The 7,448-nt window shown below is 55.8% G+C and carries 8 protein-coding genes; 7 read left to right on the top strand and 1 reads right to left on the bottom strand.

The features are described 5' to 3' along the window. Window positions 1-98: 98 nt before the first annotated feature. On the bottom strand, window positions 99-665 hold the full coding sequence (gene gmhB / locus HMPREF3140_RS10595) for a D-glycero-beta-D-manno-heptose 1,7-bisphosphate 7-phosphatase (RefSeq protein WP_002889452.1): 567 nt from the start codon (window positions 663-665) through the stop codon (window positions 99-101). Between the two features lie 188 nt (window positions 666-853). Between gmhB and metN the strand changes: the two genes are divergently transcribed. The 7 genes from metN to HMPREF3140_RS10560 all read left to right on the top strand — a co-directional run bounded on the left by metN (window position 854) and on the right by HMPREF3140_RS10560 (window position 7,339). Next, complete coding sequence (gene metN / locus HMPREF3140_RS10590; protein WP_002889450.1) at window positions 854-1,885, top strand: methionine ABC transporter ATP-binding protein MetN; 1,032 nt, start codon at window positions 854-856, stop codon at window positions 1,883-1,885. Then, the gene (locus tag HMPREF3140_RS10585; RefSeq protein ID WP_002889448.1) at window positions 1,878-2,531 is read left to right on the top strand and encodes a methionine ABC transporter permease MetI; all 654 of its coding nucleotides are present in this window, start codon (window positions 1,878-1,880) and stop codon (window positions 2,529-2,531) included. Before metN ends, HMPREF3140_RS10585 begins: the two co-directional genes overlap by 8 nt. 43 nt (window positions 2,532-2,574) lie before the next feature. Next, entirely contained in the window at window positions 2,575-3,390 is an 816-nt protein-coding gene (metQ, locus tag HMPREF3140_RS10580) for a methionine ABC transporter substrate-binding lipoprotein MetQ (protein ID WP_002889445.1), read from the top strand. Window positions 3,391-3,497: 107 nt separating this feature from the next. Next, the gene (gene rcsF, locus HMPREF3140_RS10575) at window positions 3,498-3,905 is read left to right on the top strand and encodes an Rcs stress response system protein RcsF (RefSeq protein ID WP_002889443.1); all 408 of its coding nucleotides are present in this window, start codon (window positions 3,498-3,500) and stop codon (window positions 3,903-3,905) included. Further along, window positions 3,902-4,609: a tRNA (N6-threonylcarbamoyladenosine(37)-N6)-methyltransferase TrmO gene (gene tsaA / locus HMPREF3140_RS10570; RefSeq protein ID WP_004222760.1), complete on the top strand. Its 708-nt coding sequence runs from the start codon at window positions 3,902-3,904 to the stop codon at window positions 4,607-4,609. Before rcsF ends, tsaA begins: the two co-directional genes overlap by 4 nt. A gap of 112 nt (window positions 4,610-4,721) precedes the next feature. After that, window positions 4,722-6,440 (top strand): proline--tRNA ligase, encoded by a 1,719-nt coding sequence (gene proS, locus HMPREF3140_RS10565; protein ID WP_004151928.1) that lies wholly within the window; start codon window positions 4,722-4,724, stop codon window positions 6,438-6,440. Between the two features lie 56 nt (window positions 6,441-6,496). Beyond that, window positions 6,497-7,339, top strand: coding sequence for a YaeF family permuted papain-like enzyme (locus tag HMPREF3140_RS10560; RefSeq protein WP_004212714.1), 843 nt, complete (start codon window positions 6,497-6,499; stop codon window positions 7,337-7,339). Window positions 7,340-7,448 lie beyond the last annotated feature (109 nt).

Below are 7,448 nucleotides of genomic sequence, written 5' to 3'. Positions count from 1 at the left end.
CCGCCGTGTCGATGGAGGCGCATTATAGGGAGCTCTCCGGGAATGACAAGCGGAAAAATACAATTTTATTTCAACCGCTCATCTTTTAAACGCAACGCTTATTTTTGCTGCTTTTTAATCGCCGCCGGCAGCTCTGCCAGGCTATTTAGCACCCAATCCGCCGCTTTTTCCGCTTCTTCAGTCAGGGGTTTACCGGTGCGCACCAGTACTTTAGTCCCGACATCCGCAGCCGCTGCCGCCTGCATATCTTCCAGTTTGTCCCCTACCATATAAGAAGCAGCCATATCGATATGCAGATAATCGCGGGCGGAAATCAGCATCCCCGGATGCGGTTTACGACAATCACAGGTCTGACGGTACTCCTCAACCGCACCCTGCGGGTGATGCGGGCAATAGTAGATACCGTCGAGGTCGACGCCGCGGTCTGCCAGAGACCAGTCCATCCATTCGGTCAGCGTTTCAAACTGGGCTTCGGTAAATTTACCGCGGGCAATACCGGACTGGTTAGTGACCAGCACCAGCGCGTAGCCCATCTCTTTTAGTTCGCGCATCGCGTCAATGACGCCATCGATAAATTCAAAATTGTCGATTTCGTGGACGTAGCCATGATCGACATTAATAGTGCCGTCACGGTCGAGAAAAATTGCGGGTACTGACTTTGCCACCGGTTTGCTCCTGAAAAAGACTAGTGCCGCTAGTATCGCATGTTTCCGCATGCAAGAAAGTGCTCATTATAAAGAGTCAGATTGATTTAGACGTCTGGATGCCTTAACATCCATTTCATTGCCAGGCATCGCCTGGATACGGCAGAAGAAAATGCCACGGCAAACGGCTAAACGATAATAAATAACTGATGATTAAACTTTCCAATATCACCAAAGTATTCCAGCAGGGGAATCGCAGCATTCAGGCGCTGAATAACGTCAGCCTGCATGTCCCTGCCGGACAGATTTACGGCGTCATCGGTGCCTCCGGCGCCGGTAAAAGTACGCTGATTCGCTGCGTGAACCTGCTGGAGCGCCCGACCGAGGGCAGCGTACAGGTTGACGGTCAGGAACTGACTGCCCTGTCGGAGAAAGAGCTAACCCGCGCTCGCCGTCAAATTGGCATGATTTTCCAGCATTTTAACCTGTTGGCCTCGCGGACCGTTTTCGGCAACGTGGCATTACCCCTGGAGCTGGATAACACGCCGCAGGCTGAAATCAAACGCCGTGTCACGGAGCTGCTGGATCTTGTCGGTCTGGGTGATAAGCACGACAGCTACCCGGCCAACCTCTCCGGCGGCCAGAAACAGCGCGTGGCGATTGCCCGCGCGCTGGCCAGCAATCCTAAAGTATTGCTGTGCGATGAAGCCACCAGCGCCCTGGATCCGGCCACTACCCGTTCCATTCTCGAACTGCTGAAAGACATTAACCGTCGCCTGGGGCTGACCATCCTGTTGATCACCCATGAAATGGACGTGGTTAAACGTATCTGCGACTGCGTGGCGGTCATTAGTAATGGTCAACTGATCGAGCAGGACACCGTGAGCGAAGTCTTCTCCCATCCGAAGACGCCGCTGGCTCAGCAGTTTATTCAGTCCACTCTGCACCTCGATATTCCGGATGACTATCAGGCGCGCCTGAAACCTACCGCCACAGCGGATAGCGTACCGATGCTGCGCATGGAATTTACCGGCCACTCCGTCGATGCGCCGCTGCTCTCTGAAACCGCGCGTCGCTTCAACGTGAATAACAACATTATCAGCGCGCAGATGGATTATGCCGGCGGGGTGAAGTTCGGCATCATGCTCACCGAAATGCACGGTACACAGGAAGACACTCAGGCGGCCATCGCCTGGCTGCAGGAACATCATGTAAAAGTAGAGGTATTGGGTTATGTCTGAGGCAATGATGTGGCTGCTGTTGCGCGGCGTATGGGAAACGCTGGCAATGACTTTTGTCTCTGGCTTCTTCGGTTTTGTCCTCGGCCTGCCAGTGGGCGTGCTGCTGTACGTTACCCGTCCGGGGCAAATCGTCGCCAATGCCAAACTGTACCGTACGCTGTCGGCGCTGGTGAATATTTTCCGCTCCATCCCGTTCATTATCCTGCTGGTCTGGATGATTCCGTTTACCCGCGTGATCGTCGGTACCTCTATCGGCCTGCAGGCAGCGATTGTGCCATTAACAGTTGGCGCCGCGCCGTTTATCGCCCGCATGGTGGAGAACGCCCTGCTGGAAATCCCCACCGGCCTTATTGAAGCCTCCCGCGCGATGGGTGCCACGCCGCTGCAGATCGTGCGCAAAGTCCTGCTACCTGAAGCATTGCCGGGTCTGGTCAACGCCGCCACCATCACGCTCATCACGCTGGTGGGTTATTCCGCAATGGGCGGCGCGGTGGGCGCCGGTGGCCTGGGTCAGATTGGTTATCAGTATGGCTATATTGGATATAACGCCACCGTGATGAATACCGTACTGGTATTGCTGGTTGTTCTGGTTTATTTAATTCAATTCTCTGGCGATCGCATCGTCCGGGCTGTGACTCACAAATAACGTTATTGGCAGACAACACTCATTCTTACAGGAAGGAAATAACATGGCCTTTAATTTCAAAACTTTTGCGGCAGTTGGCGCGTTAATCGGTTCTCTGGCGCTGGTGGGTTGCGGTCAGGATGAAAAAGATCCGAATCATATTAAAGTCGGCGTTATCGTCGGGGCGGAACAGCAGGTCGCTGAAGTTGCGCAGAAAGTAGCAAAAGAGAAGTATGGCCTTGACGTAGAACTGGTGACCTTCAACGATTACGTTCTGCCGAACGAAGCGCTGAGCAAAGGCGATATCGACGTGAACGCCTTCCAGCATAAACCGTATCTCGATCAGCAGATTAAAGACCGCGGCTATAAGCTGGTGGCCGTCGGTAACACATTCGTCTACCCGATCGCGGGTTATTCGAAGAAAATCAAATCGCTGGACGAACTGCAGCCGGGCTCGCAGATCGCCGTCCCTAACGATCCGACTAACCTCGGTCGTTCCCTGCTGCTGCTGCAGCAGGTCGGTCTGATTAAACTGAAAGACGGCGTGGGCCTGCTGCCGACCTCGCTGGACATCGTCGAGAACCCGAAAAACCTGAAGATTGTTGAACTGGAGGCGCCGCAGCTGCCGCGTTCCCTGGACGATGCGCAGATTGCGCTGGCCGTTATCAACACCACTTACGCCAGCCAGATTGGCCTGACCCCGGCGAAAGACGGCATCTTTGTTGAAGGTAAAGAGTCTCCTTACGTGAACCTGATTGTGGCGCGTGAAGACAATAAAGATGCTGAGAATGTGAAAAAATTCGTTCAGGCTTACCAGAGCGATGAAGTTTACGAAGCAGCGAACAAGATCTTTAACGGCGGTGCCGTGAAAGGCTGGTAATCTTTTCTCACCGTAATATCATTCAGGACGGGCTTCACGCCCGTCTTGTCATTTATGCAAGCACCTGATTCAATAACGCCCTGTTTTTTATTCATTGAGGAAATACTATGCGTGCTTTACCGATCTGTTTGTTAGCACTCATGTTAAGCGGTTGTTCCATGCTAAGCAGATCTCCCGTTGAGCCTGCTCAAAGCACTGCAACCCCGCCAGTTAAATCTGAGCCGAGCAAACCGCGCGCCACCCGCCCGGCCCCAGTACGTATTTACACCGATGCGTCAGAGCTGGTTGGTAAACCGTTCCGCGATCTAGGTGAAGTATCTGGCGAGTCCTGCCAGGCTTCGAATCAGGATTCTCCGCCGAATATCCCCACCGCGCGCAAGCGCCTGCAAATTAATGCCGCGCGTATGAAAGCCAATGCCGTCCTGCTTCACCGCTGCGAAGTGACCAGCGGTACGCCAGGCTGCTACCGTCAGGCCGTTTGCCTGGGTTCAGCGCTTAACGTCTCGGCGCAATGAGCGCATTTCAGTTCGCGCAAATAGGCGTCATCCGTTCGCCGTATAAAGAGAAGTTTGCCGTTCCTCGCCAGCCAGGCCTGGTGAAACACGGCGGCGGAGAACTCCATCTGGTCGCGCCCTATAACCAGGCCGACGCCGTGCGTGGCCTGCAGAGTTTCAGCCATCTGTGGATCCTGTTTGTGTTTCATCAGACAATGGAAGGCGGTTGGCGTCCGACGGTGCGACCTCCCCGACTGGGCGGCAATGCGCGGATGGGCGTCTTCGCCACCCGTTCAACGTTTCGCCCTAATCCCATCGGCATGTCGCTCGTTGAGCTCAAGGGCATTCGCTGTCAGAAAGATCAGGTAATACTGGAACTCGGCAGCCTCGATCTCGTCGACGGGACGCCGGTGGTTGATATCAAACCGTATCTTCCTTTCGCCGAAGCCCTGCCGGACGCCAGCGCCAGCTATGCACAGCAGGCGCCGCTGGCGGGTATGAACGTCAGCTTTACGCCGGAAATAGACGCACAGTTACTCACGCTGGAAAAACGTTACCCACATATCAAAGCGTTTATCCGCGAGGTGCTGGCGCAGGATCCGCGTCCGGCCTACCGAAAAGAGGAACAAGCGGGAAAAACATATGCCGTCTGGCTGCTGGATTTCAACGTCCGCTGGCGGGTGACTGCCTCCGGTTTTGAAGTCTTTGCCCTCGAAGCGCGCTAATTTTATTTTCCTCTCTTTTGGCATCTTTGCCACACTGGTAAACTAAACCACTTTTTTTGTTTCAGGCTGGGCAACCAGCCTGTTCCGCTCGTTTAACTGGAACCGTTACAACATGCGTACTAGCCAATATCTGCTCTCCACTCTGAAGGAGACACCTGCCGACGCCGAGGTAATCAGCCATCAGCTGATGCTGCGCGCCGGGATGATCCGCAAGCTGGCCTCCGGGTTATACACCTGGCTGCCGACCGGCGTGCGCGTCCTGAAAAAAGTCGAAAACATCGTGCGTGAAGAAATGAACAACGCCGGTGCGATCGAGGTGTTAATGCCGGTCGTTCAGCCATCTGAACTGTGGCAGGAGAGCGGGCGCTGGGAGCAGTACGGCCCGGAACTGTTGCGCATTGCCGATCGCGGCGATCGTCCGTTCGTCCTCGGCCCAACCCACGAAGAGGTCATTACCGATCTGATCCGCAACGAGCTGAACTCCTATAAACAGCTGCCGCTGAACTTCTATCAGATCCAGACCAAATTCCGCGACGAAGTACGCCCGCGTTTCGGGGTGATGCGCTCCCGTGAATTCCTGATGAAAGATGCCTACTCTTTCCATACTTCGCAGGAATCGCTGCAGGAAACCTACGACGCGATGTATGCCGCTTACAGCAAAATCTTCAGCCGTATGGGGCTGGATTTCCGCGCGGTACAGGCTGACACCGGTTCTATCGGCGGCAGCGCCTCTCATGAATTCCAGGTGCTGGCGCAGAGCGGCGAAGACGATGTGATCTTCTCCGACAGCTCCGACTACGCGGCAAACATCGAGTTTGCGGAAGCCGTTGCGCCGAAAGAGCCGCGCGCAGCCGCCACCCAGGAGATGACCCTGGTCGATACGCCGAACGCCAAAACCATCGCCGAGCTGGTGGAGCAGTTCAACCTGCCGATCGAAAAAACCGTGAAAACTCTGCTGGTGAAAGCGGTTGAAGATAGTGCTTCCCCGCTGGTTGCCCTGCTGGTGCGCGGCGATCACGAGCTGAACGAAGTGAAAGCGGAAAAACTGCCGCAGGTCGCCAGCCCGCTGACCTTCGCCACCGAAGAAGAGATCCGCGCCCTGGTGAACGCCGGTCCGGGCTCCCTGGGCCCGGTTAACATGCCGGTTCCGGTGATTATCGACCGTACTGTAGCGGTGATGAGCGATTTCGCCGCTGGCGCCAACATCGATGGCAAACACTACTTCGGCATCAACTGGGACCGCGATGTCGCGACGCCGGAAGTGGCCGACATCCGTAACGTCGTCGCCGGCGACCCGAGCCCGGACGGTAAAGGTACCCTGCTTATTAAGCGCGGTATCGAAGTGGGTCATATCTTCCAGCTGGGGACGAAGTACTCCGAGGCGATGAAAGCCGCGGTCCAGGGCGAAGATGGCCGTAACCAGATCCTGACCATGGGCTGCTATGGTATCGGGGTGACTCGCGTGGTAGCGGCGGCGATTGAGCAGAACTTTGACGATCGCGGTATCGTCTGGCCGGATGCGATTGCGCCTTTCCAGGTGGCGATCCTGCCGATGAACATGCACAAGTCTTACCGTGTGCAGGAGCTGGCGGAGAAACTGTACGCCGAGCTGAGCGCCCAGGGTATTGAAGTGCTGATGGACGATCGTAAAGAGCGTCCGGGCGTGATGTTCGCCGATATGGAGCTGATCGGTATCCCGCACACCATCGTGCTGGGCGATCGTAACCTCGACAACGATGATATCGAATACAAGTATCGTCGCAACGGTGAGAAGCAGCTGATTAAGACCGGGGATATTGTGGAATATCTGGTTAAAGCGATAAAAGGCTAACACCCACCTCAGGGCCCTGAACGGATGTCAGGGCCTTTTTTTTACAAGGACAGCCAATGACTGCACATCTCCTCCGCAGCGGACTGCTTACTTTTGCCCTGCTCCTGCTTACCGCCTGTACCCTGGACGTCGGCCGCAGCTCGCCTTCCACATCTGCTGCCGATGACCATTCATCATCCTGGGCTGTTACCCTCCAGCGTCAAAGCTCGATTGCCGGCAGCGGACTGCGCGAAATCGCCGAAAGCGACCTGCGCTCCGGCGACCTGCTGTTCTCCTCCAGCCTGGGCGTCACATCGCTTGGGATCCGCGCCTTCAGCGCCTCTTCCGTAAGCCACGTCGCGCTGTATGTTGGCGAAGGTCAGGTTGCGGAAGCCACCGGTGCCGGCGTACAAGTGATTACCCTTCAGCAGGCGCTGGCGCACAGCGATAAACTCTTTGCTCTCAGGGTGCCTGACCTGACGCCGGACCAGGCAACGGCGATGAAAAGTTTTGCCTGGCAGGTCAAAGACAGCGGGTATAACTATCGCGGCATTATTCAGTTTATCCCTTATATGGTCACCAAACCGCTCTGCTCGCTCAACCCCTTCTCACGAGACTTTCGCCAGCAGTGCGTCAGTGGCCTGGCCAAAGCGCAGCTGGGCGATGCGGCAAGCGGCGACAAGAAAGCGTGGTTTTGCTCGGAGTTTGTCAGCGAGGCCTTTGTCCGAGCCGGGCATCCGCTGACGCTCGCGCAGGCGGCGTGGATCAGTCCTTCCGATCTGCTGCACATGCGGGAAGGAGACGTCGCCACGTTTAAACCCGAAACGCAGCTCCAGTATGTCGGGCATTTGAAACTGGGAGTTTATCTTCAGGCCGGTAAGCTGGTGGGGCTGAACAAACCGAAGGACGGTGCGGAGTAAAGAAACGATTGACGCTTTTCCGCCAGCCAGATCCACGCTCACTCTTGATTTGACAGGGCTAATAACAGGAGGAAGTAGGTGGTACTGCGCGGGATCATCCCCTGCCCGT

The organism is Klebsiella sp. HMSC16A12 (genome assembly GCF_001808265.1).
GTDB lineage: Bacteria > Pseudomonadota > Gammaproteobacteria > Enterobacterales > Enterobacteriaceae > Klebsiella > Klebsiella pneumoniae.
Note: the sequence above shows the minus strand (reverse complement) of the source record. Positions and strands in the feature narration are given on the sequence as shown.